The following is a 21210-nucleotide window of genomic DNA, read 5'->3' on the forward strand; positions in this document are numbered from 1 at the left end:
GATTCGGCGCTGTTGCCTTTTCCCACCCGAGTGCAAAAAAGTATCAGTCAGAGTGCGGCGCAGGATTTGTCTTTCAGACCGAACGCCGGTGTAATCAATGCACATCTTCCTCACCTCCGGAAGAGAAAAAAACAATAACCATCCTTCTGCAGTCCTTTGGGCGTGGAAGAGGAGTGATCAATGAAGAACTCAGCAAAACTTCTGCTCGCCAGTTCCGTCCTCAGCACCTGTTTCGTGTTCAGTGGCAGTGCCACCGCGGGGACCGTGACCATCGCCACGGTCAACAACAGCGACATGATTCGCATGCAACGCCTCTCCAAGACCTTCGAAGAAAAGCACCCCGATATCAAGCTCAACTGGGTCGTGCTGGAAGAGAACGTCCTGCGTCAACGCCTGACCACCGACATCGCCACCAAGGGCGGCCAGTTCGACGTGCTGACCATCGGCATGTACGAAGCCTCACTCTGGGGTCAGAAAGGCTGGCTGCAGGAAATGAAAGACCTGCCTGACAGCTACGATCTGAAGGATGTGTTCCCATCAGTACGCGACGGCCTTTCGGTGGACGACAAACTGTTTGCCCTGCCGTTCTATGCTGAAGCCTCGATCACCTACTACCGCACCGACCTGTTCAAGGCCGCAGGCCTGACCATGCCCGAGCGCCCTACCTGGACCCAGATCGCCGGGTTCGCCGAGAAATTGACCGACAAGCCCAAGGAACAGTACGGCCTGTGTCTGCGCGGCAAGGCTGGCTGGGGCGAGAACATGGCGCTGATCACCACGCTGGCCAACGCCTATGGCGGACGCTGGTTCGATGAGCAGTGGACGCCACAGTTCGATCAGCCAGAATGGAAGGATGCGCTGAACTTCTACGTCAATACCATGAAGAAATACGGCCCGCCGGGTGCCTCAAGTAACGGTTTTAACGAGAACCTTGCGCTGTTCAACAGCGGCAAATGCGCCATCTGGGTCGACGCCAGCGTTGCCGGTTCGTTCGTGACCGACAAGAAGCAGAGCAAAGTGGCCGACAGCGTCGGCTTTACTTACGCCCCGCATGAAGTGACCGAGACGGGCTCATCGTGGCTTTACTCGTGGTCGCTGGCGATCCCGACCAGCGCCAAGAACACCAAGGATGCTGCCGAGTTCACCCAGTGGGCGACCTCGAAAGAGTACGCCAAATTGGTCGCCGATACCGACGGTGTATCCAACGTACCGCCGGGCACGCGCGCCTCGACCTATACCGACGAGTATAAAAAGGCTGCACCGTTTGCCAACATCACACTGGAATCGCTCAAGAAAGCCAATCCCAAGGCCCCGACACGCGATCCCGTGCCTTACGTCGGCATTCAACTGGTCACCATTCCCGAGTTCCAGGCCATCGGCACCAGCGTCGGTCAGCAGTTCTCCGCAGCGCTCATAGGTCAGTCCACTGTGGATCAGGCCTTGCAGAATGCGCAAACCGCGACCGCGCGCGACATGAAACGAGCGGGTTACCCGAAAAAGTAACTGTCACGCACCAGGGCGAAAGCCAATGCTCTCGCCCTGTCGCTCAACTGCGCAACAACTCTGGTGCAATCCGGTTCGGAGCTCCCCATGAATACCTCAGCCTCCCCTGAACGCACGGACCTGTCCGGCGAACAGCAACCGCTCAAAAACCGTCGATTCAAGCCGGGCTGGTTTCTGGTCAGTCCTTCGGTAGCGCTTCTGCTGGTGTGGATGATCGTGCCGCTGGGCATGACCATTTACTTCTCGCTGATCCGCTACAACCTGCTCTCCCCTGGCGAAAACGAATTCGTCGGCTTGGAGAACTTCCAGTATTTCGTGACCGACAGCGGCTTTTTGCCGGGTGCCGGCAATACCCTGCTGCTGGTCGGCAGCGTGCTGGCGATCAGTGTGATCTTCGGCGTGCTGATTTCGGCGCTGCTGGAGGCCAGCGAGTTTTTCGGTCGCGGCATCGTCCGTGTGCTGTTGATCTCGCCGTTCTTCATCATGCCCACGGTCAGTGCGCTGATCTGGAAAAATCTGATCTTTCATCCGGTGTCCGGCGTACTTGCGGCGGTCTGGAAGTTCTTCGGCGCCGAACCGATTGACTGGTTTGCCCATTACCCGATGCTGTCGATCATCATCATTGTGTCCTGGCAATGGCTGCCGTTCGCCATTCTGATCCTGATGACCGCCATGCAGTCACTGGATCAGGAGCAGAAAGAAGCAGCGCGGCTGGACGGCGCAGGTCCGCTGGCGATCTTCTGGCACCTGACCCTGCCGCACCTGGCGCGTCCGATTGCCGTGGTGGTGATGATCGAAACGATCTTCCTGCTTTCGGTATTCGCTGAAATCTTCACCACGACCAACGGCGGGCCGGGCTTTGCCTCGACCAACCTGGCTTACCTGATCTATATCCAGGCGCTGCTGCAGTTCGACGTCGGCATGGCCTCGGCGGGCGGGCTGATTGCCGTGGTCATAGCCAACATCGCGGCGATCATCCTGATCCGGATGATCGGCAAAAACCTCACCGACAAGTCATGAGGACCTTGCCATGATGACCCTCAAACAATCACGCCGTCTGCAAAGCCTGCTGCTCGGGGCCCTGTCCTGGATCATCGCTGCGCTGGTGTTCTTTCCGATCTTCTGGATGGTCCTGACCAGCTTCAAGACCGAGATCGATGCGTTCGCGACACCGCCACAGCTGTTCTTCACGCCGACGCTGGAAAACTACCTGCATATTCAGGAGCGCAGCGATTACTTCCATTTTGCCTGGAACTCGGTGCTGATTTCCTTCAGCGCCACGGTGCTGGCCATGCTGATCGCGATTCCTGCGGCGTATTCCATGGCGTTTTTCGAGACCAAGCGCACCAAGAGCACACTGCTGTGGATGCTCTCGACCAAGATGCTGCCGCCGGTGGGCGTGCTGATGCCGATCTATCTGCTGGCCAAGACCTTTGGCCTGCTCGATTCGCGGCTGGCGCTGATCATCATCTATACGCTGATCAACCTGCCGATCGTGGTCTGGATGATTTACACCTACTTCAAGGATATCCCCGGCGAGATCCTCGAGGCCTCACGGCTGGACGGGGCCAGTACCCGTCAGGAGATCTTTCGCGTGCTGATGCCGATCTGCAAGGGCGGCCTGGCTTCCACCGCGTTGCTGTCGCTGATCCTGTGCTGGAACGAAGCGTTCTGGTCGCTGAACCTCACCTCGTCCGCCGCGGCGCCGTTGACGGCCTTGATCGCTTCCTACTCCAGCCCTGAAGGGTTGTTCTGGGCCAAGCTGTCAGCGGTCTCGACCCTGGCCTGTGCACCCATTCTGATTTTCGGCTGGATCAGTCAGAAACAACTGGTTCGCGGCCTGTCGTTCGGCGCTGTCAAATAGCCCGGCCTAAAGAACAAGAAGGAGTCCAACATGGCTAACCTGAGCATCCGTAATCTGCAAAAAGGCTTTGACGGTCACCAGATCATCAAGGGTATCGACCTGGAGGTGAAAGACCGCGAGTTCGTGGTCTTCGTCGGGCCTTCGGGCTGCGGCAAATCCACCCTGCTGCGGCTGATCGCCGGGCTTGAAGAAGTGACGTCGGGAACCATCGAGCTCGATGGCCGGGACATCACGCAGGTCACGCCGGCCAAGCGCGACCTGGCCATGGTGTTCCAGACCTATGCGCTGTATCCGCACATGACCGTCGGCAAGAACCTGTCGTTCGCGCTGGACCTGGCGGGCGGTGACAAGGCCGAGATCAAGAAGAAGGTCGATGAAGCCGCACGTATTCTGGAGCTCGGACCGCTGCTGGAGCGCAAGCCCAAACAACTGTCCGGCGGGCAACGCCAGCGTGTCGCGATTGGCCGGGCCATCGTGCGCAACCCGAAGATTTTCCTGTTCGACGAACCGCTGTCCAACCTCGACGCCGCGCTGCGCGTGCAGACCCGCCTGGAATTGTCGCGCCTGCACAAGGAGTTACAGGCCACGATGATCTACGTGACGCATGATCAGGTGGAAGCCATGACTTTGGCCGACAAGGTCGTCGTCCTCAATGGCGGCAAGGTCGAGCAGGTCGGCTCGCCGCTCGAGCTGTACCACCACCCGGCCAACCTGTTCGTTGCCGGCTTTCTCGGCACGCCGAAAATGGGCTTCCTCAAGGGCACGATCAGCCGGGTGGACAGCGCCAGCTGCGAAGTCGAGCTGGATGCCGGAACGCGCATCAGCCTGCCGGTCAATGGCGCAGGACAGAGCGTCGGCGCTGCGGTAACGCTGGGCATCCGCCCGGAACACCTGAACCTTGCCCAAGGCGATGATTGCCAGTTGCAGGTGGTTGCCGACGTCAGCGAACGTCTTGGCAGTGACACGTACTGTCACGTGCGTACCCGCTCGGGCGAAGCGCTGACCATGCGTATTCGTGGCGATCTGGCCAGCCAGTATGGCGAGACGCTGAACCTGCATCTCGACAGTGCCCAATGCCACCTGTTCGACGCTCAAGGTCTGGTGATTGCCAAAGCCTTGCAGACTGCCGCAGCCTGAGTCCCGGAGAGCCCGTCATGAAACTGAACAAAAACAATCTGTCCCGATTGGGCGCCGACATTGCCGTGCCCGCCTACACCGTCGAGAGCACTCGCCAGGGCATTGCCCACATCGGCGTCGGGGGCTTCCACCGGGCGCATCAGGCGTTTTATACCGATGCGCTGATGAACAGCGGCGAAGGCTTTGAATGGAGCATCTGCGGCGTGGGCCTGCGTCCTGAAGACAAGGTCGTGCGCGATGCACTGGCGCAACAGGACTACCTGTACACGCTCTATGAACTGGGTGACACACCCGACACCAAAACCCGCATTATCGCCTCGATCAGCGGCATGCTGCTGGCCGACGACAGCCCGCAGGCGCTGATCGACAAACTGGCCAGCCCGGACATCCGCATCGTCTCGCTGACCATCACCGAAGGCGGTTACTGCATCGACGACAGCAACGGGCAGTTCATGGCCCATCTGCCGCAGATTCAACACGACCTGGCAAACCCGGATCAGCCAACGACGGTCTTCGGCTTCCTCTGCGCCGCACTGGCCCGCCGCCGGGCGCAAGGTACGCCAGCCTTCACCCTGATGTCCTGCGATAACCTGCCACACAACGGCGCGGTCACTCGCAAGGCATTGCTGGCATTTGCCACGTTGCGCGATGCCGATCTGCACGACTGGATCAAGGAAAACGTCAGTTTTCCCAACGCGATGGTCGACCGTATTACACCGATGACCAGCGCAGCCCACCGGCTGCAACTGGCGGACGAGAAGCACATCGACGATGCCTGGCCAGTGGTCTGCGAACCGTTCGTGCAGTGGGTGCTGGAAGACAAGTTCGTCAATGGTCGCCCGGCGTGGGAAAAAGTCGGCGTGCAGTTCACCGATGACGTGACGCCCTATGAAGAGATGAAGATCAAACTGCTTAACGGCAGTCATCTGGCATTGACCTACCTGGGCTTCCTGAAAGGTTATCGTTTTGTCCACGAAACCATGAATGACCCGCTGTTCGTGAGCTATATCCGCACTTATATGGACCTGGACGTGACCCCGCAACTGGCGTCGGTGCCAGGTATCGATCTGGAAGGTTACAAGGACACCTTGATCGAGCGCTTTTCCAACCAGGCGATTGCCGACCAGCTGGAACGGGTCTGCTCGGACGGATCGTCGAAATTTCCCAAGTTCACCATTCCGACGATCAATCGTCTGATCGTCGATCAGGGCAATCTCGAACGCGCTTCGCTGGTCGTCGCTGCATGGGCGCTGTATCTGAAGGGGGTCGACGAAAACGGCACGACCTACACCATTCCTGACCCGCGTGCCGGGTTCTGTCAGGCGCTGGTGGCTGATGACACGCTTATTACTCAGCGCTTGTTGGCAGTGGAAGAAATCTTTGGCTCGGCCATTCCGAAATCCGCAGCATTCGTGGCGGCCTTCGAGCAGAACCTCAATGATCTCCGCACACTGGGTGTGAGTGGCACACTGGAAAAACTTTTGGCCGCCAAGGCCTGAGGGAATTCCCATGTTTCTTGGAATCGATTGCGGGACCCAGGGCACCAAGGTGCTGGTGCTCGACACCGAAAGCGGCACCGTGCTGGGCGAAGGCTCGGCGCCGCACAGCCTGATCAGCGACCATAACGGACGCCGTGAACAGGACGTGCAGCAATGGCTGGACGCCCTGCAACAGGCGACCCGCGAGGCACTGGCAGCGTCGGGCGTTTCCGGTCAGCAGATTCAGGGCATCGGGGTCTCAGGCCAGCAACATGGCCTGGTGCTGCTCGATGCTCAAGGCCAGGTACTGCGCCCGGCCAAACTGTGGTGCGATACCGAGTCGGCACCGGAAAACCAGCGCCTGCTGGACTTTCTGGGCGGCGCGCAGGGTTCGCTGCAACGCCTTGGCCTGGTCATTGCCCCAGGCTATACCGTGTCGAAACTGCTGTGGACCAAGGAGCAATACCCGGATCTGTTCGAGCGGATCGACAAGGTGCTGCTGCCCCACGACTACCTCAACTATTGGCTGACCGGCCGCTGCTGCACCGAGTTTGGCGACGCATCGGGCACCGGTTACTTCAACGTGCGCACTCGCGAGTGGGACCTGCCGTTGCTCGCGCACATCGACCCGAGCGGTCGCCTGGGCAAGGCACTTCCACAGCTGTTGCAAGCCCATGAACCGGTGGGCGCACTGCGTGCTGAGGTCGCCCGGCTGCTGGGCCTGAACCCTGACGCGCTGGTCTCCAGTGGCGGCGGCGACAACATGATGGGCGCGATCGGCACAGGCAATATCCAGCCGGGGCTGATCACCATGAGCCTGGGCTCTTCGGGCACCGTGTATGCCTACGCCGATGAGGCGCAGGTCAGTGAGCATGAGTCGGTCGCGACGTTCTGCTCATCCTCAGGCGGCTGGTTGCCGCTGATCTGCACGATGAACCTGACCAACGCAACGACTGCCATTCGCGAGTTGTTCGCCCTCGACATCGGCGGCTTCAACCAGGTGGTCGCCCACGCGCCGATCGGTGCCGAAGGCGTACTGATGCTGCCCTTTCTGAACGGCGAACGCGTGCCCGCCCTGCCCGACGCTACCGGCAGCATCGTCGGGCTGGACAGCACCAATCTGACCCAGGCCAACCTGTCCCGTGCGGTGGTCGAAGGCACTACCTTCGGCCTTCGCTACGGGCTCGACCTGTTACGCGACAGCGGTATCAAAAGCGAAAAGATCCGTCTGATCGGCGGTGGCTCCAAAAGTGCCGTGTGGCGGCAGATCGTGGCCGACATCATGAACACTCCGGTGATCTGCACCGACCACTCGGAAGCCGCCGCGCTGGGCGCCGCCATTCAAGCGGCCTGGTGCTGGTCGCGCGCCAACGGCAAAGCTCAGGACCTGCAGCAACTGTGTGAACGCTGCGTGAGTCTCGATCAGAGCAGTGAGACGCATCCTGTGGTGCATAATGTGGCCGCCTACCAGCAGGTCTATCAGGGTTATCAGGCGCAATTGCGCAAGGTTTGAAGCGTTTTTTCATGGAGCACTTATGTTTCTGGTTTGTGGCGAAGCACTGTTCGATATTTTTACCCGCGCGGATGACAGCGGTTCCCTGAACAGATTGGGGTTCGATGCGATAGCCGGCGGCTCTCCGTTCAACGTTGCCATCGGCCTGCGCCGTCTGGGTGTGGAGGCGAGCTTCCTTGCCGGGCTGTCTACCGATTACCTGGGCCGCCGTCTGCGCGCCGTGCTGGAAAAGGAAACAGTCAATACCGATCACCTGATCGACTTCGACGCGCCCACCACACTGGCCATGGTCGCCGTGGGCAGCGATGGATCGCCAACTTACAGCTTTCGAGGCGACGGCTGCGCAGACCGCCAGTTGCGCCTGGAACACCTGCCGGAACTCGACGGGCAGGTACGCGGCATTCACGTCGGCTCGTTTTCCCTGGTGGTGCAGCCGATCGCCGACACGCTGCTGGCGCTGGTCGCCCGTGAAAGCAGCACACGGCTGATATCGCTGGACCCCAACGTGCGCCTCAACCCGGCACCGGACATTCAGCGCTGGCGCAGCCAGGTCGCAGCGTTCGCCGAGCATGCGCACCTGATCAAGGTCAGCGACGAAGACCTGCACCTGCTGTACCCGGACAGCGATCCACAAAAGATCGCCGAAGGCTGGCTCGGCAAGCGTACGCAACTGGTCATCGTTACCCGCGGCACGCAAGGCGCCAGCGTCTTCACCCGCCAGCACGGCACCTGGTCGGCGCCGGCAAAAACAGTGGTGACCGCCGATACCGTCGGGGCCGGGGATACGTTTCAGGCGGCGCTGCTGACCTTCCTCAGCGAACGCCAACTGGACACGCCAGAGGGCCTGGCAACACTGTCACGGGAATTGCTGGATGAGATGCTGAGTTTCGCCGTCGGCGCGGCCGCGCTGACCTGCACGAAGGTCGGGCCGGATTTGCCGTACAGGCATCAATTGGGGTGACAGGGCTGAAATCCAATGAATATCGTGCCAATGCAGAGCATCGGCACGACGGTCATCATGGTCTGAGCGGCTTTTTTCGAGCCATCAAGCCACCATACCGGCCTTGATCCCTCTGATGCGGGTGTTGATGTCATCCGCAACATCGTTCTGCTTGTCCTTGAGCGCGTCCTGAACCTTCTGGTCAATCGCCAGCTGGTCCTGTGGCGCCATGGCGTCATAGTCTTTCTGGGTGATGCCCGTCAGCTTTTCGCGCACTTTCTCTTCGGCTGTCTGCTTCAGAGAGTCCATGAATTTCTGTTGTACCGAATCCGTCGATGCCGTGTCAGTGGTGCTGGTGGTGCCAGCCACTGAACCGATGACACCGTTGTCACGGTCAGCCGTCTTTTCCGACAGTGACGTATCACCGGCGGACTTCAGGTTGATCATCATCCGTGCAAAGGATTCGTTGTAACCGCTGTTGTCCTGCTTGCTGTCTTGCGATGTCGAACTGCTGGTCTGCGCGGTAACCGGTGCCGAACCTGATGTCAGGCCAGCGGCAGCGACCGAGCTGAAGGCGTCCTGGGACACCTCATCCACGGTCTTGCGCCCGACAACAGCCCGGGAAACAAGCTGCTCAAGCGCACTCGTGCCAATAATCATCTCTCACCTCCTGATGAACCTGTTGCCCAGGTTTACCAGCAAGTCCAGTGCCAACTGCCGCATAAAGTCATAATCCGTTGATTTTTAATGATTAAATAAAAATCAGGTCTATCGAGCGCGTCAAAGAACGGATACAACCTGCCGTCTGCGGCAAGCACTGGCCGAGCGTCAGCCTGCTGCAAGACCGGTGTTGATATCCAACAGCTCAATCGGCAGCGGCTCGGAGAAGTAGTAGCCCTGCGCCTGCGTGGCGCCGATCTCGCGCAGCAACTCAAGCGTTTCTCGATCCTCGACCCCTTCGGCAACCACGGTCAGATCGAGGGATTCGGCCATGCGCACAATGGCACGCACAATGGCGCGGCTGCGCACACTGGAGGTCAAGCCAAAGATAAACGACTTGTCGATTTTCAAACCGCTGAAATGGTACTGGTGCACGTAGCTGAGCGAAGAGAAGCCCGCGCCGAAATCGTCGAGCATGACCGACATGCCGTGCTCGGCCAGGAGCTTCATCGACAGACGTGCCTGCTCGGGATCGGCCACCAGTGCGCCTTCGGTGAGTTCCAGACACAGACGTTCAGGCGCAACATTCTGCTCGGCAAGCAGTGCCAGTACTTCTGCGGCGAACGCCGGACGGGTGATGCTGTAGCTCGAACAGTTCACGTGCACGGGCGGCCAATGACTGTTCTCGGGTTGCGCCAGAATGGAAACCACACGCCTGAGCATGTACAGGTCCAGACGGCCAATCAGGCGCAGCCCCTCGAGCGCAGGCAGAAAGCTCTCTGGCCCGACGATGCGTCCATCCGGCATGCGCCAGCGGATCAGCGCCTCGAACGCCAGCAACTTTCCACTGTTGACGCAGATCACCGGCTGAAAATAGGGAATCAACTGATCCGTACGTTTCAGCGCCGTGCGCAACGCACCTTCCTGCTCGACCTGATCCGACACCTCGCGGCGCAACGCCTGATTGAACACCGCAAAGCTGTCCCGCCCACCGTTCTTGACCCGGTACATGGCGGTATCGGCATCGCGCAGCAGGTCGGCCGGTTCCTGATGGAAGCAGCTGTCGGCGCCCACCACACCGATACTGCAGGAAGAGAAAACCGTGTGATCATCGATCACGAACGGCTGCTCGAATGCGGTCAGTATTCGCTGAGCGATCTCCGTGCCGGTCTGCAACGGCGTGTCGATGCTCAACACGGCGAACTCGTCACCGCCCAGCCGCGCCAGCAGGTCCCTTTCGCGCATGCAACTGCGCAGGCGTTCAGCGGCCTGCACCAGAAGGATGTCGCCACAGTGATGACCAAGGCTGTCATTAATCATCTTGAAGCGATCCAGATCGATGAACATGACGATCACTTGCTGGCCATTGCGGCAGAAGTCCTGCCAGGCCTGCCTCAGGCGATGTTGCAAATGGCTGCGATTGGGCAGCCCGGTCAGTGAGTCATGGGAGTTTTCGTGCTGCAGCCTGGCGTTGGCCTTATCCAGCTCCCGGGTCCTGTCTCGAACCCTGGCTTCAAGCAGAACATTGGCGGTGTGGATTGCTTCTGCCGCGCTGCGCCGGGACAGCGCCGTGTCGATGTGACGAGAAACGAAGGTCAGCAGCTCCTGATCGCGCAAGGTATAGCTCACATCCTTGGAATAGCTCTGCACCACCAGCACGCCGCGCACCTGCCCACCTTCGAACAGCGGAATGCCCAGCCAGGAATAAGAACGGCCGGAATCTCGCTGCAACTCGATTTCGCCAAGGCGTTCCAGTCTGCGGGCGTCGTCATAATCGATCAGGCACGGTCGCCGCTGACCTATCACATACTCGGTAAACCCCCGCTGCCCGCGTCGTGAGCGCGGCGGCGTGGGCTTGAACTTGTCAATGTAGTACGGAAAGGTCACTTCGCCTGTCGTACTGTCGTAAAGCGCGATGTAGAAATTGAGCGCCACCAGCAGCTCGCCGACGATCATGTGCAGGCTGCGGAAAAGCTCGTTCATGTCACCGGGCTGACTGGAAAGCTCGGCAATCTGGAACAGGGCATTCTGCAGATGCTCGGCGCGCTCGCGATCCCTGACTTCCTGACGCAACGCGTCGTTGGCTGCAGAAAGCTGCTGCGTGCGCAGGGCCACCACCTGCTCCAGGTCAGTGCGGTGCAACTGCCGGTCCAGTGCCATGGCCACATGGCGCGACACCACGGCGAACAACGCACGATCCTGGGCACTGTAGACACGAGACACGTCATAAACCTGCATCGCGACCATGCCAAAGACGTCGTCCGATGCATTTTTCAAAGGCGCGCCCATCCAGAACTCGGGTAGACGTCCAACGCAGTAAAACCGGTTTTCGGCTTTGGCCAGTTCGATGCAGGCGGCATCGAGAAACAACGGCTGCCCGCTGCTCAACACATATCCGGTGAGCGACATCCGGTCAGCGTCGATAAACTCGAACGTCTCATGTGCCATCGCTTCGTCATCGAAGCGGTCAATGTAATAAGGGTAGGTGATCTTGCCGCTTTGCCGGTCATACAGCGCAACGTAGAAGTTTTCGGCATCGATCAGGGTCCCGAGTTGCTCATGAATGCCTTGCAGAAAAGCGCCGCGGTCCAGCGTAGTACTGGCCAGCAAGCTGATTTCGTACAGAACGCGCTGAGTGTTCTGCGCGCGGATCAACGCCGCGGTCTGCAACAGCGAGCCCAGCCTGACAGCCAGATCCAACAGCAAGGGGTGGTCTTTTTCAGCCATCGGTGCCAACACCCAACCCAGCACGCCCTCGCCCTGCCCCGCGACCCGGCAATGCAGCTGCAACTGAGTGCAATACGCCTCGAAATCTTCAGCAGCGATGTGTGTCGGCCAGACAACGCTTTCGTCGCCCTGCCCGAGCAGGCATTTCAGTTCACCAGCGGCGTATGCAGCCCAGGCAATGGCTCCTGTCTGCTGCCTTGCGGCGTTGATCAGTGCTTCGATGGAGGCGTGACAGGAGAATCGGTCGCGGGTGGCTGGCAACGCGCTGCCGGGAGCAATTGAGGTGCAAGCTACGCTTGGGCAAAGGCCCGTGGCCAGAAGTGAGACTGTCATGGAAACACCCAGATGCATGAGCCGACGGCGGTCATCCCTAAAACCATGACCAAAGATTACAAGCGTGACAGGGCATTGTTGCAAAGTTCATACCTTTTTGGCAGACCCTTCGGCTTCCCGATGGCGCTTGTGTGACGCAGGGCACTACATGGCTGCCCATGGGTCAGATTCAGGTGCATTGCCAGACAGCAAGGTCAATGAGCGAGGCTCGGCTATGCTGTCGTACGGCGTTACACTTATCCCCATTGAACAGGTGACAGTAATGGTCAAGACATACAGCTACGCAGCGCAATCGGCTCAGGACACACTCAAGCCCCATCAATTCGAACGTCGCTCGCCCGGCGCTGACGATGTTCAGATCGACATCCTGTACTGCGGCGTGTGCCACTCCGATCTGCATACTGCGCGCAATGAGTGGCACAACACACTCTATCCTTCTGTTCCGGGTCACGAAATCGTCGGCCGGGTCACGGCGGTCGGCTCCGACGTCAAGCAATTCAAGGTCGGCGACCTGGCTGGCGTCGGCTGCATGGTCGACAGCTGCCAGCAATGTGCATCGTGCGCCGAGGGCGACGAGCAATATTGCGAGAGCGGCTTCACCGGCACCTACAATGGACCGGTATTTGGCGGAGAGAACACATTCGGCGGCTACTCCGACAAGATCGTGGTCAAGGAAAAGTTCGTCTTGCGCATCTCACATGATGCCAACCTGGCCGCCGTCGCGCCGCTGTTGTGCGCAGGTATCACCACCTATTCCCCCTTGCGCCACTGGAAGGTCGGCCCCGGCAAGAAAGTCGGCATTGTCGGGCTTGGCGGCCTCGGCCACATGGGCGTCAAGATCGCCCACGCCATGGGCGCCCATGTGGTGCTGTTCACGACCTCCCCCGACAAGCGCGAAGATGGCTTGCGTCTGGGCGCCGACGAAGTGGTCGTATCCAGGGACGCGGGACAGATGGCCGCTCAGGCCAACAGCCTGGACTTTATCCTCAACACGGTCGCAGCGCCGCATGACCTGGACGCCTTCCTGTCTCTTCTCAAACGCGACGGCACCATGACACTGGTTGGCGCGCCGGCAGAACCGCATCCGTCACCCGCAGTGTTCAACCTGATCTTCAAGCGTCGCAGCCTGGCCGGCTCGTTGATCGGAGGCATTCAGGAAACCCAGGAAATGCTGGACTTCTGCGCCGAGCACGGCATCGTTTCCGACATTGAAGTGATCGCCATGCAGGACATCAACGAGGCTTACGAGCGGATGCTCAAGGGCGACGTCAAGTATCGCTTCGTCATCGACATGGACAGCCTCAAGCAGGAGGCGGCTGCCGACTCGAATGCTGCCTGATGCGCACCTGGCAGCCATGGACGGCTGCGCTTTGACATGCCGTACGTCGCCCCCGGTGAACCGATCGCCATCAATCGCCCACTGATGTCCATACTCTGGTTGCAGGACTCTCATTGCAGGCATCGGTAACCCGCCTGCTGCGCGCCCCGCTCTGGCCGCTTCCCTTTACGGCCAGAGCGGCCCGCCCTCCGAAATGAACTATTTATTACATTTTGGTGACTACTACTGACTGTCTTTGAGTCTCAAGTTCACGCACTCCTTGCAGATACTCATGTCAACGGACGTTCAACAGGTGAATGGATTATGAAACAACGAGCGACAGTCATCTGCAAACGTGACGGCCAGGTCCTCTACGTGCGCAAACCGAAATCCCGCTGGGCGTTGCCCGGCGGCAAGATAGAAGCGGGTGAAACGCCCTTCCAGGCCGCAGTGCGTGAACTGTGCGAGGAAACCGGGCTTACTGACCTTAACCTTCTGTACCTTGATGTGTATGAGAAGGATCAGGTGACCCACTACGTTTTCACCACCCAGGTTCCAGCCTCCAGCGATCCATCGCCGCAGAACGAAATTGCCGCCTGCAAATGGCTTGCGCCGCAGAAACTTGACGACCTGAAGGCCAGCAGTGCGACCAAGACCATCGTCAAGTCGTATGCCAATCAGCCAGAAGACGTCTCCGGCTCCCGGAGCCACGTCACGGGGTAATCGGAACAATAAGGTTGAACGGTATGGCCTGATTCGGTTCTGAGACAGCAGACGGTTCATTACTTTCTTCCCCGTCTCAGGAGACCCCTATGACTCAGACCGCCCTGGTTGTTGGCGCAAGTGGCATTGTCGGCAGCGCAATCACGCAGTTGTTACTGGAAAACGATTGGCAGGTTGCCGCCCTCTCCCGTAGCCCGTCAGCGCGGCCCGGTGTAATCCCGGTAGCTGCAGACCTGCAGAACCCGGATTCCGTGCGTGCGGCTCTGGCTGATGTAAAGCCCACCCACGTTTTCATCACCACATGGTCGCGTCAGGCCACTGAAGCAGAAAACATCCGCGTCAATGCTGCGATGGTGCGCAACGTGCTGGACGCTGTGCGGCCCGCTGGCAGTGTCAAGCATGTTGCGCTGGTGACCGGCCTCAAGCATTACCTCGGCCCGTTCGAAGCATATGGCAAAGGCACCCTGCCGCAAACGCCGTTCAGGGAATCGCAGGCGCGCCTGGATATCGAGAACTTCTACTACGCCCAGGAAGACGAAGTCTTCGCTGCCGCCGAAAAGGATGGCTTTACCTGGAGCGTCCATCGCCCGCACACCGTGACCGGTGTCGCCGTCGGCAACGCGATGAACATGGCGACGACCCTGGCCGTTTACGCCTCGATCTGTAAAGCCACCGGCCGACCTTTCGTGTTCCCGGGTTCACGCGTGCAGTGGGACAGCCTGACCGACATGACCGATGCGCGTCAGCTGGCCCGCCAGCAACTGTGGGCTGCGACCACACCTGCAGCGGCCAATCAGGCGTTCAACATCACCAACGGCGATGTGTTCCGCTGGAGCTGGATGTGGGGACAGATCGCCGAATACTTCGGCTTGCAACCAGCCGATTTCCCGAGCGAGCCTGCCCCGCTGGAAACGCAGATGGCCAACGATCAAGCAATCTGGGATGACATTGTCCGCGAGCATCAGCTCAAGGAAAGTGATATCAACCGCCTGATTTCGCCATGGCACAGCGATGCCGACCTTGGCCGCCCGATCGAGGTGGTCACCGACATGTCGAAAAGCCGCAAACTGGGTTTCACGGCATTTCAGGCCAGTGACGACGCGTTCTTCGACGTGTTTGAAAAGCTGCGCCGTGACCGCCTGATCCCCTGAGGCTGCTTGCCCTCTTGTGCCAATGCTCGCGTTGGCACAAGAGCTGGCACTTGCTACAGCTAAGGCAAGCACAACAAAAAAGGGTCAACCTCTCGGTTGACCCTTTTTTTACCGCCCAGCAGAGCGGATTTTGTTTGGTAGGCGCGATTGGACTCGAACCAACGACCCCCACCATGTCAAGGTGGTGCTCTAACCAACTGAGCTACGTGCCTGCTGTGGGTCGGCATTCTACGGATATTCGATTGCCTGTCAAACGCTTTTTTGCAGTAACTCGCTGAATACGTGAAATTTTTAAGGCTCCTGTCACTGATCACGTGCCATCGGATTCCTTTCGTCTTTCCAGCACGCTGATCGAGCGGCCTTCTTGTGTTCACGCACCTTTCGAAACCTTACCTAGCACATTTACCAGTATCACTCATCATCCGGCCGCAATAGCCTTGCTAGCGTCATAGGCGTCGAACTATGCGTTACTCAGGAGAAAAATCATGGACGATGAAGTGTCCGCACTGGTGGTTGATAACGGCTCAGGCTCGGTTCAGAGCAACAATGAAAGCAAATCAGCCTCCGCAGACGGGGCCGCTATCACGAATCGCTATGCAAGAGTGGGAAGTGACGGGATCGTCATTATCATTAAAAACATCCCAGGCCCGCCCCCGACGCCTGACTGGAAACCGTGCAAGGCCGACACTAAAGAGGGCTTAAAGTACTGACACATGAGCATTGTCGATGACAGCGTCCAATCTACTCAGAGCGCCTGTTGATTCGCGTTGCAAAGCCAGGTGACGGCATCGTGTTTAATCAGGCTGTTGCCGAATCGGCCGAGCATTTGCAGAAATGGTTAGCCTGGGCAACGCCGACTCCTGGTATCGATCAGTCCGAACTGATCTGCCGCCATGCCTACGCCCGGTTCCTCCTGAATGAGGATCTCAGGGCTCTTCTCTTTCTGAAAAACAACGGCGCATTAGTAGGAAGCAGCGGCTTGCATAATGCCAACTGGCAGTTGCGAAGCTTTGAAGTAGGCTATTGGGGCAGAACTCAATACCTTGGCGCCGGCTTGATAAGTGAGGGCGTTGCAGCATTGGTCAGCTATGCGCTGGACAACTTCATGGCTAATCGCGTGTTTCTGACAATGGATGAAAGAAACCTGGCGAGCCAGAGACTCGCCGAGCGGGTCGGATTTGAGTACGAAGGCACGCTTAGACAGGATCGCATGAGTATTCAGGGAGGATTGCGCAACACGCGCGTCTACTCGATCATTGGCAACTGACAGCAAAACAAAAAGGGCCAGCCTCTCGGCTGACCCTTTTCTTACCGCCCAGCAGAGCGGATTTTGTCTGGTAGGCGCGATTGGACTCGAACCCACGCTCCCCCCCTTGCGCACTCGACTTTGCGCTTGAAGATCTTACCAAACCCTACCTAGCAACTTTACTAGTATCACCCATCGCCAGGCAGTTCTAACCTGAATGACGTACAAACACCTCGAACGTCCAACGCAGACATTTATGTTCGAGCCCCTTATACTCATAAAACCATTCAGGCAAACCAGATGATAATTCACATAGAGCTATTACTAGGCGACAAATTTGACCTAGACGTAGAAAGCAGCGACTTGATCAGTGATGTTAAAGCCAAGATACACGAAAAGATAAAGGACAAGACGAGCAATTCTATACCAAGACAACGGCTTATATTTGCAGGTAAGGGACTGGAAGATGGACGCTCGCTGGCAGATTACAGTATTAAGGAAGATAGTACGCTGACCCTGGTCTTGAAACCCTTAGATGGCCCTATAAGCCCATGATTTAAGCCTTTAGAAGCCCATGTGCCTCAGCTCCTGAAAAATCAGACCTGCAAAAGACACTGAAACGAAAAGGGCCAGCCTCTCGGCTGACCCTTTTGATACCGCCCAGCAGAGCGGATTTTGTCTGGTAGGCGCGATTGGACTCGAACCAACGACCCCCACCATGTCAAGGTGGTGCTCTAACCAACTGAGCTACGTGCCTGCTGTGGGTCGGCATTCTACGGATATGCGAATACCTGTCAATCTGTTTTTTTGCTAACCCTATGAAATACAGCGTTTTTTGCCAATCAACAGGCAACGGCTCTTTTTGCCTGCTGCTGGCAGAGCTTTTACATCTCGGGTACGATTGCCGCCATCGTCAAGAATATTAAACGGAGTCTCAGGATGGCAAACACGCCCTACCCGCAGTCCTATTACGCGGCTTCAGCCAATGCTGCCCCGGAACGTCCCGTGCTGCAGGGCGAAGTCGAAACTGACGTGTGTGTCATCGGAGCCGGTTACACAGGCTTGTCCAGCGCTCTGTTTCTGCTGGAAAACGGATTTCGGGTCACTATGCTGGAAGCGGCGAAGGTCGGGTTTGGCGCATCGGGGCGTAATGGCGGGCAGATCGTCAACAGCTACAGCCGCGACATCGATGTCATCGAGCGAACCGTGGGGCCACGCCAGGCGCAATTGCTCGGGCAGATGGCCTTCGAAGGCGCATCGATCATTCGGGATCGGGTTTCCCGTTACGGCATTCAGTGCGACCTGAAAGATGGTGGTGTATTCGCAGCGCTGACCAGCAAGCAACTGGCGCATCTCGAGGCCCAGCAGCGGCTCTGGGAGCGCTATGGGCATACCGGACTCGAGTTGATGGACAAGCGCCGGATCAATGAAGTTGTGGCCTGTGATCAGTACATCGGCGGGTTGCTGGACATGACCGGTGGGCATATTCATCCACTCAACCTGGCGCTGGGTGAAGCCGCCGCTGTCGAGACGCTGGGTGGCACCATCTACGAGCAATCAGCGGCCATTCGTATCGAGCGCGGGGCAAACCCTGTGGTGCATACGGCACAAGGCAGGGTCCGGGCCAAGTTCATTATCGTGGCCGGCAATGCCTACCTGGGCAATCTGGTCCCGGAGCTGGCGGCCAAGTCGATGCCGTGCGGCACTCAGGTGATCACCACCGAGCCGTTGAGCGATGAACTGGCCAAGACACTCCTGCCGCAGGACTACTGCGTCGAGGACTGTAATTATCTGCTCGATTACTACCGTCTCAGCGCCGACAAACGCCTGATATTCGGTGGCGGCGTGGTGTATGGCGCACGAGATCCGGCCAACATCGAAGCCATTATTCGCCCGAAGATGCTCAAGGCATTCCCACAACTCAAGGACGTGAAGATCGACTACGCGTGGACCGGCAATTTCCTGCTGACCCTGTCTCGCCTGCCGCAGGTTGGCAGGCTGGGCGACAACATCTATTACTCGCAGGGTTGCAGCGGGCATGGCGTGACGTACACGCACCTGGCCGGCAAAGTGCTGGCCGAAGCCCTGCGCGGGCAGGCCGAACGCTTCGATGCATTCGCCGACCTGCCTCATTACCCGTTCCCCGGCGGGCAGATGCTACGCACCCCGCTGACTGCGCTGGGCGCGTGGTATTACAGCCTGCGTGACCGACTCGGTTTCTAAGCTCGCTGAACGTAAAACGGCACCTTCTCGGTGCCGTTTTTGTTCCTGCCGCGTTGAGTTCATTTAACGCCGCGTGCCAGCGTTCTTTTCGCCTCGCCCGCCGCTTGGTCCTGTCCTGATGTCGATAATGCTTCGGCCGCCTGCAACCAGCGCTGCGCATCGACGTTGGCTGGCAACTGCCGGGGCGACTGGATCAGCACCGCCCAACTGCCCGCGTCTTTCCAGGCCGACGCAAAGCTGCTGAAACTCATTGAATAGCGACGGTCCATGCCTGCGTTGAGCAGCACGGTCTCCTTGATGCGGTTGTAACCGATCAGCACCGCATAACGTGGCCCTTTCCACAGTACAGAGCCCTGGGCAAAACGCAGCATCACCGGATAGCCCGCCGAGACCTGAGTCAGCAGGTCCTGCAACTGGCCATCAAGCGGGTACACCATGAAACCGTATTCACGCGCGACCTTCTGCATGTTCTGCTCGAGCCGGTCCTCGGCACCCGGCAATTGCAGCGGCTTGTCGAGCAAACCAGGCGTCGTCTGCACCTGCTGGTTGGCCAGCATGCTTGCCAGCACCATCGGCCCGCTTTGATAGGCATTACCCCGGAAGAACGGCACCGAAGTTAGCTCGACCCGGTCAGGAAGGCGCTTCATCTCCGGCGTAACCATCGATGAACAACCGGCAAGGCCAATCAGCATGGCCCCAATCAGCCATGAACGCAGTGCACCGGAAGTACCGGTAAAGAAAGAAACCGACAGCATGTTCACTCACTTCAACTGTTGTCGGGCAACCCGCGACCCGACCTGAGCACCGATGATAGAGCCGACCGGGTTCCGGGGATAGCCACGCGTGGCACCTCGGCCAACAGAGTGGCGAAAATAATTCATAGCCCGATGCCACTGGTCAATTAACCGAAACATGCCCCGTACTAGACTGTCAATTATCAAGACCGCAACAAAAAGCAGGAATGTGGAGGCACTTATGAGCCTGGAATTGACAATAGTGATGCTGATCGCTTCGTGGCTTGCCGTCGCCAGCGCGATGCTGTGGGGGGTAATGCGTATATCCCGTCGCCATCATCAGCCGCGCAGCGTCGAGCCGCGTGCGGTACAAACGGCTGTACTTGCAAAACACATCAAGGCCCCCGCTGTCGCCGCAAACTGATTTACAGAGTATGAGCAGCGCTTAGCTGATCTGCCCTCCTCAGCGTATTTGCCCGCACCTTGAATGCAAAAGGTCGACCCTGTTGCCAGGGCCGACCTTTTTTACCGCTTCGCCAGTTATCAGTGCGTGGACTCCTGGGTACCGGCTTTCTTGCGTCTTGCCCTGCGTACCAGCATGTTCAAGGCTTCAACGGCTGCCGAGAAGGCCATCGCCGCGTAGATGTAACCCTTGGGCACATGGGCGCCGAAACCTTCGGCGATCAGTGTCATACCGATCATGATCAGGAAGCCCAGCGCCAGCATGACCACCGTCGGGTTGTCGTTGATGAATTTCGCCAGCGGGTTGGCTGCAACAAGCATCACCACGACAGCAGAGATGACCGCGATGACCATGATCGGCAGGTGTTCGGTCATGCCCACGGCAGTGATGATACTGTCGATGGAGAACACCAGGTCCAGCATCAGGATCTGTACGATCGCCGCGCTCATGCTCAACATCACCACCGAACCCAGGGCTTTCTCCTCCTCGGTCTTGATGTCCATGCTGTGGTGAATTTCCGTTGTTGCCTTCCACACCAGGAACAGACCACCGGCAATCAGGATCATGTCCTTCCATGAGAACGCCTGGCCGAATACCTCGAAAACCGGTTCTGTCAGCTGCACGATGTACGCAACGGTACTGAGCAGACCCAGGCGCATCACCAGCGCCATGCCGATACCCAGCTTGCGAGCCTTCTCGCGCTGGTGTTCAGGCAGCTTGTTGGTGAGAATCGAGATGAAAATCAGGTTATCGATGCCCAGTACGACTTCCATCACCACCAGTGTCGCCAGCGCGATCCAGGCTGCCGGACTTGTCGCGAGTTCCAATAGGTATTCCATAGATCACTGCCCTGCCTGCGCCAATAGTTATAAGTCAGATTTCTTTATCAGACGTGTTTTCGGTTTCAGCCGAGTTTGGTGGTGATTCCTGCAACGAAAGTTCCTGCCTGGCGTCGTCCAATGCCTGGGTCGCAGCTTTATGGGTGTCATCGACCACCTGTTTTGCACTGTCAGCTGCGGCGTTCACCACATGCTTGGTGGAAGACTCTAGCTGATCGCACCCTGCCACTACCAGCAGCGAACCGCTCAGTAATACAGCGTAAAGGGCTTTGTTCATGGGCTCCTCGGTTGTGAAGCCGGGCGGCATGTTCAGCCCGGCGTTGGAGCGGATTCTAGACATCTTGAAACATAAGGAAAA

The 21210-nt window shown here is 58.5% G+C and carries 20 protein-coding genes and 2 tRNA genes; 15 read left to right on the top strand and 7 right to left on the bottom strand.

Translation table 11 applies throughout. The features are described from left to right. Positions 1–180: 180 nt before the first annotated feature. The 7 genes from KBY08_RS09970 to KBY08_RS10000 all read left to right on the top strand — a co-directional run bounded on the left by KBY08_RS09970 (position 181) and on the right by KBY08_RS10000 (position 8456). The gene (locus tag KBY08_RS09970; protein ID WP_024660618.1) at positions 181–1503 is read left to right on the top strand and encodes an ABC transporter substrate-binding protein; all 1323 of its coding nucleotides are present in this window, start codon (positions 181–183) and stop codon (positions 1501–1503) included. Positions 1504–1590: 87 nt separating this feature from the next. Then, positions 1591–2523 (top strand): carbohydrate ABC transporter permease, encoded by a 933-nt coding sequence (locus tag KBY08_RS09975; protein ID WP_011267681.1) that lies wholly within the window; start codon positions 1591–1593, stop codon positions 2521–2523. 10 nt (positions 2524–2533) lie between these two features. Further along, positions 2534–3367, top strand: a complete 834-nt coding sequence (locus tag KBY08_RS09980; RefSeq protein ID WP_003347187.1) for a carbohydrate ABC transporter permease — start codon at positions 2534–2536, stop codon at positions 3365–3367. Between the two features lie 30 nt (positions 3368–3397). After that, complete coding sequence (locus tag KBY08_RS09985) at positions 3398–4504, top strand: ABC transporter ATP-binding protein (protein WP_011267680.1); 1107 nt, start codon at positions 3398–3400, stop codon at positions 4502–4504. Positions 4505–4521: 17 nt separating this feature from the next. Then, complete coding sequence (locus tag KBY08_RS09990) at positions 4522–6003, top strand: mannitol dehydrogenase family protein (RefSeq protein ID WP_011267679.1); 1482 nt, start codon at positions 4522–4524, stop codon at positions 6001–6003. A gap of 10 nt (positions 6004–6013) precedes the next feature. Beyond that, a complete protein-coding gene (gene xylB, locus KBY08_RS09995) occupies positions 6014–7495 on the top strand; it encodes a xylulokinase (RefSeq protein WP_024660617.1) in 1482 nt (493 codons plus the stop codon). A 22-nt stretch (positions 7496–7517) separates the two neighbouring features. After that, positions 7518–8456: a carbohydrate kinase family protein gene (locus KBY08_RS10000; RefSeq protein ID WP_024651455.1), complete on the top strand. Its 939-nt coding sequence runs from the start codon at positions 7518–7520 to the stop codon at positions 8454–8456. 84 nt (positions 8457–8540) lie between these two features. Here KBY08_RS10000 and KBY08_RS10005 read toward each other — a convergent pair whose 3' ends face one another. Next, entirely contained in the window at positions 8541–9095 is a 555-nt protein-coding gene (locus KBY08_RS10005; protein WP_003369324.1) for a hypothetical protein, read from the bottom strand. Between the two features lie 168 nt (positions 9096–9263). Beyond that, a complete protein-coding gene (locus tag KBY08_RS10010) occupies positions 9264–12173 on the bottom strand; it encodes an EAL domain-containing protein (protein ID WP_024660616.1) in 2910 nt (969 codons plus the stop codon). A gap of 244 nt (positions 12174–12417) precedes the next feature. Between KBY08_RS10010 and KBY08_RS10015 the strand changes: the two genes are divergently transcribed. From KBY08_RS10015 to KBY08_RS10025, 3 genes are all read left to right on the top strand, one after another. Continuing rightward, on the top strand, positions 12418–13494 hold the full coding sequence (locus KBY08_RS10015; protein ID WP_024641983.1) for an NAD(P)-dependent alcohol dehydrogenase: 1077 nt from the start codon (positions 12418–12420) through the stop codon (positions 13492–13494). A gap of 303 nt (positions 13495–13797) precedes the next feature. Then, positions 13798–14196 (top strand): NUDIX hydrolase, encoded by a 399-nt coding sequence (locus tag KBY08_RS10020; RefSeq protein ID WP_024641984.1) that lies wholly within the window; start codon positions 13798–13800, stop codon positions 14194–14196. An 89-nt stretch (positions 14197–14285) separates the two neighbouring features. Then, positions 14286–15347 (top strand): SDR family oxidoreductase, encoded by a 1062-nt coding sequence (locus KBY08_RS10025; RefSeq protein ID WP_024641985.1) that lies wholly within the window; start codon positions 14286–14288, stop codon positions 15345–15347. 135 nt (positions 15348–15482) lie between these two features. Here KBY08_RS10025 and KBY08_RS10030 read toward each other — a convergent pair. After that, positions 15483–15559: transfer RNA gene (locus tag KBY08_RS10030), tRNA-Val, on the bottom strand. A gap of 273 nt (positions 15560–15832) precedes the next feature. On the opposite strand from KBY08_RS10030, the gene KBY08_RS10035 reads away from it, so the two are divergent. From KBY08_RS10035 to KBY08_RS26750, 3 genes are all read left to right on the top strand, one after another. Next, complete coding sequence (locus tag KBY08_RS10035; protein WP_024651457.1) at positions 15833–16057, top strand: hypothetical protein; 225 nt, start codon at positions 15833–15835, stop codon at positions 16055–16057. A gap of 47 nt (positions 16058–16104) precedes the next feature. Continuing rightward, a complete protein-coding gene (locus KBY08_RS10040; RefSeq protein ID WP_225651127.1) occupies positions 16105–16614 on the top strand; it encodes a GNAT family N-acetyltransferase in 510 nt (169 codons plus the stop codon). Between the two features lie 279 nt (positions 16615–16893). Continuing rightward, positions 16894–17148 (top strand): ubiquitin-like protein, encoded by a 255-nt coding sequence (locus KBY08_RS26750; protein ID WP_050586807.1) that lies wholly within the window; start codon positions 16894–16896, stop codon positions 17146–17148. Between the two features lie 125 nt (positions 17149–17273). On the opposite strand, the gene KBY08_RS10050 is transcribed toward KBY08_RS26750, so the two are convergent. Continuing rightward, positions 17274–17350: transfer RNA gene (locus tag KBY08_RS10050), tRNA-Val, on the bottom strand. A 182-nt stretch (positions 17351–17532) separates the two neighbouring features. Between KBY08_RS10050 and KBY08_RS10055 the strand changes: the two genes are divergently transcribed. Next, on the top strand, positions 17533–18816 hold the full coding sequence (locus tag KBY08_RS10055) for an NAD(P)/FAD-dependent oxidoreductase (RefSeq protein ID WP_024651459.1): 1284 nt from the start codon (positions 17533–17535) through the stop codon (positions 18814–18816). 59 nt (positions 18817–18875) lie between these two features. On the opposite strand, the gene KBY08_RS10060 is transcribed toward KBY08_RS10055, so the two are convergent. Continuing rightward, on the bottom strand, positions 18876–19571 hold the full coding sequence (locus KBY08_RS10060) for a hypothetical protein (RefSeq protein WP_024651460.1): 696 nt from the start codon (positions 19569–19571) through the stop codon (positions 18876–18878). Between the two features lie 220 nt (positions 19572–19791). On the opposite strand from KBY08_RS10060, the gene KBY08_RS10065 reads away from it, so the two are divergent. Then, positions 19792–19974, top strand: a complete 183-nt coding sequence (locus tag KBY08_RS10065) for a hypothetical protein (RefSeq protein ID WP_024660155.1) — start codon at positions 19792–19794, stop codon at positions 19972–19974. A gap of 119 nt (positions 19975–20093) precedes the next feature. Here the strand turns inward: KBY08_RS10065 and KBY08_RS10070 are convergent, their stop codons facing one another. Continuing rightward, entirely contained in the window at positions 20094–20852 is a 759-nt protein-coding gene (locus KBY08_RS10070) for a TerC family protein (RefSeq protein WP_024660154.1), read from the bottom strand. A gap of 34 nt (positions 20853–20886) precedes the next feature. Beyond that, positions 20887–21129, bottom strand: coding sequence for a hypothetical protein (locus tag KBY08_RS10075; protein WP_003405475.1), 243 nt, complete (start codon positions 21127–21129; stop codon positions 20887–20889). Positions 21130–21210: the final 81 nt, after the last annotated feature.

Source organism: Pseudomonas sp. P135, from assembly GCF_020312125.1.
Taxonomy (GTDB): domain Bacteria; phylum Pseudomonadota; class Gammaproteobacteria; order Pseudomonadales; family Pseudomonadaceae; genus Aquipseudomonas; species Aquipseudomonas fragariae.

Bases quoted from the DNA above. Each gene is read 5' to 3' on its own strand.
- KBY08_RS09970 (WP_024660618.1), top strand. From the start codon at position 181: ATGAAGAACTCAGCAAAACTTCTGCTCGCCAGTTCCGTCCTCAGCACC.
- KBY08_RS09975 (WP_011267681.1), top strand. From the start codon at position 1,591: ATGAATACCTCAGCCTCCCCTGAACGCACGGACCTGTCCGGCGAACAG.
- KBY08_RS09980 (WP_003347187.1), top strand. From the start codon at position 2,534: ATGATGACCCTCAAACAATCACGCCGTCTGCAAAGCCTGCTGCTCGGG.
- KBY08_RS09985 (WP_011267680.1), top strand. From the start codon at position 3,398: ATGGCTAACCTGAGCATCCGTAATCTGCAAAAAGGCTTTGACGGTCAC.
- KBY08_RS09990 (WP_011267679.1), top strand. From the start codon at position 4,522: ATGAAACTGAACAAAAACAATCTGTCCCGATTGGGCGCCGACATTGCC.
- xylB (WP_024660617.1), top strand. From the start codon at position 6,014: ATGTTTCTTGGAATCGATTGCGGGACCCAGGGCACCAAGGTGCTGGTG.
- KBY08_RS10000 (WP_024651455.1), top strand. From the start codon at position 7,518: ATGTTTCTGGTTTGTGGCGAAGCACTGTTCGATATTTTTACCCGCGCG.
- KBY08_RS10005 (WP_003369324.1), bottom strand. From the start codon at position 9,095: ATGATTATTGGCACGAGTGCGCTTGAGCAGCTTGTTTCCCGGGCTGTT.
- KBY08_RS10010 (WP_024660616.1), bottom strand. From the start codon at position 12,173: ATGCATCTGGGTGTTTCCATGACAGTCTCACTTCTGGCCACGGGCCTT.
- KBY08_RS10015 (WP_024641983.1), top strand. From the start codon at position 12,418: ATGGTCAAGACATACAGCTACGCAGCGCAATCGGCTCAGGACACACTC.
- KBY08_RS10020 (WP_024641984.1), top strand. From the start codon at position 13,798: ATGAAACAACGAGCGACAGTCATCTGCAAACGTGACGGCCAGGTCCTC.
- KBY08_RS10025 (WP_024641985.1), top strand. From the start codon at position 14,286: ATGACTCAGACCGCCCTGGTTGTTGGCGCAAGTGGCATTGTCGGCAGC.
- KBY08_RS10035 (WP_024651457.1), top strand. From the start codon at position 15,833: ATGGACGATGAAGTGTCCGCACTGGTGGTTGATAACGGCTCAGGCTCG.
- KBY08_RS26750 (WP_050586807.1), top strand. From the start codon at position 16,894: ATGATAATTCACATAGAGCTATTACTAGGCGACAAATTTGACCTAGAC.
- KBY08_RS10055 (WP_024651459.1), top strand. From the start codon at position 17,533: ATGGCAAACACGCCCTACCCGCAGTCCTATTACGCGGCTTCAGCCAAT.
- KBY08_RS10060 (WP_024651460.1), bottom strand. From the start codon at position 19,571: ATGCTGTCGGTTTCTTTCTTTACCGGTACTTCCGGTGCACTGCGTTCA.
- KBY08_RS10065 (WP_024660155.1), top strand. From the start codon at position 19,792: ATGAGCCTGGAATTGACAATAGTGATGCTGATCGCTTCGTGGCTTGCC.
- KBY08_RS10070 (WP_024660154.1), bottom strand. From the start codon at position 20,852: ATGGAATACCTATTGGAACTCGCGACAAGTCCGGCAGCCTGGATCGCG.
- KBY08_RS10075 (WP_003405475.1), bottom strand. From the start codon at position 21,129: ATGAACAAAGCCCTTTACGCTGTATTACTGAGCGGTTCGCTGCTGGTA.